Raw genomic sequence first — 2201 nt, 5'->3', positions numbered from 1 at the left:
CTCACATCATAATCCGTTTTAATGCAGTCTGGTGAATCATTACCATACGGCACTGTCGGGAACCCCTTCCCGATGCGGGTCAATATAGCCAGAGCAGGTCGGGTTTTGAGCCCAAGTTGAGAAACTCAAAGGTCTGATGAAGACGAAAAACCCGGCTCTTGACTCAAAGATTTTAGACTGTTCTCGTAAAACGGGCTCGCACCCGATTCACCACCGGGAACGCCTGAAGAAAATCATCCCGAAAATTATTGATCGCCTCCCTCTGCTCCTCATCCCTGTTTTTCCGCAGGGAATCGGCGAGGAAGAGACCGAGAAATGAAATGACGAAAGTCATCACGCCCGCCAGAAGTATCATCACCAGCCGATGCGGTCCTGATTTCTGCGTTGGAAGCGTCGGCTCATCCAGAAGCACCACCACCGGCAGGTCTTTCTGCACCTCCAGTTTGGCGATTTCATACTGCTCGCGAAGGAATATATAGGTTTTCGATTTTATCTCAATATCCCGCTTCATCTGCATCAAAATCCGCAGCAACTCCGGGTCGCTCGAAACATCCCAGTCCCGATTAACCGCCTGGAACTCCTCCAATTTCCGTTCGGCCTCTTTCAACTCCGTCTCCCGCACCGCCATCTCCCGCGCCAGATAATTTTCGCGGTTTTTCGCCTGCGAGCGACGTTTATGGAGATTGAAATTCTCCAGTTCCGCCAGCATCTCTTTCAATATCGCCTGCGAAAACGCCGGATACTCCGTCTCCACCCCCAACCGAATTACGCCCGTTTTCTTATCCATATTGATATCGGTGAGTTTGTCCAGCGCTTTTCGCAGCCGATCCGGGTCGTCATCGTCAAAGTACTCCGGCAGTGTCATCCGTTTGGTCTCCCCGTCATCTTCGAAAACAAAATCTCTTTTCAGAAGCGGGTCTTTTACCTGGTTGGAGCGGAGTATCGACGGAAAAAGTTGTGATGAATTCTCCTCGCTCATCGCCGCCAGATTTCCCAGCCCGGCAAGTTCTTTGAGCGCCCCCAGTTTGTCGGTCTGCCCGGAGGGGAGTATTGATGCCGTCGATTGGAATTTATTCGGAATCAGAAAGAGCCCGACCGCGACCAGTGTCATTACCGATAAGGTCGCGATAGCCAGAAGATATCGTTTCCGGAGCGCCAGATGCGCCAGTTCGATAAGGCTGATTTCGGCGCGGGAGTTATCTTTTTCCGGCGCCGGGTCGGATGAATTCTTGAAGGTCAATCTTCCTTGCATTTTCTAAGAAATCCCATTTCTCATCGACAGATTAATATCAAGCGCCGTACCGACCGGCAAGGATAATTGATGCGCCCCCATCAATATGATTTATAACGACTTACGGCAGGTCGAGCGTGGTCTGGTTTTTCAGGCGATTTTTCAACTGCAATTTCGGGAAAGTTTTGCTCTCATCGCCCTGTAATTTCTTCCCTTTTCGGTCGTGAAAATCTCTAATTGCTTTTTCGACAAATGCCCGGAACTCGCTCTGAAACCGCTCCACCGAAAACCGCTCGGCGTTGGCGCGAATCTCATTCCGGTCAAACTGAGGCTCCCTCTCCTCGAACCGCTTGACGGCATCGACTATGGCAGCAACGCTCTGCTCCCGGAAGAAAATGCCGGTCCGATTCTCGATTACTGTTTCCAGCACGCCCCCTTTGCCAAAGGCAATTACCGGCGTCCCGCAGGCTTGCGCTTCGACCGGAAGAATCCCGAAATCTTCTTCGGCCGCAAACACGTACCCCCGCGCATTCTGCAGATATTCCTTCAAAACGTCGCTCTGATGGAATCCCAGCAGAATTACATTTTCGGTGACTTTCTTTTTGATTTTGTTGTATTCGGGACCGTCACCGATAACATACAGCTGCCTCTCCGGCATTTGCGCGAACGCCTCGACTATCAGACCGATTTTCTTATACGGCACCATTCGGGAGGCAGTCAGGTAGAAATCCCCTCGGTCATCACCGGGCGTGAACGCTTCGATATCGACCGGCGGGTAAATGACTTGCGAATCACGGCGGTATATTTTCTCAATCCGCCGCGCGATATATTCGGATATGGCGATAAACTGGTCAACACCGGCCGCCGTTCGGTAATCCCAGTTGCGGATATAGTGAAGAATCAGTTTGGCGATGGCGCCGCGGATTCCTTTGCGAAGTCCCGCTTCATCGAGATACTGGAAGGTCAAATC

At 51.5% G+C, this 2201-nt stretch carries 2 protein-coding genes; both read right to left on the bottom strand.

What is annotated here, in order from left to right; all coding sequences use genetic code 11:
- Positions 1–172 precede the first annotated feature (172 nt).
- The gene (locus AB1690_02615; GenBank protein MEW6014196.1) at positions 173–1252 is read right to left on the bottom strand and encodes a Wzz/FepE/Etk N-terminal domain-containing protein; all 1080 of its coding nucleotides are present in this window, start codon (positions 1250–1252) and stop codon (positions 173–175) included.
- 100 nt (positions 1253–1352) lie between these two features.
- Positions 1353–2201 (bottom strand): glycosyltransferase (locus AB1690_02610; GenBank protein ID MEW6014195.1); only part of this gene is annotated, 849 nt, incomplete at its 5' end.

It is taken from the genome of Candidatus Zixiibacteriota bacterium (genome assembly GCA_040753495.1).
In the GTDB taxonomy this organism is placed as follows: domain Bacteria; phylum Zixibacteria; class MSB-5A5; order GN15; family PGXB01; genus DYGG01.
Note: the sequence above shows the minus strand (reverse complement) of the source record. Positions and strands in the feature narration are given on the sequence as shown.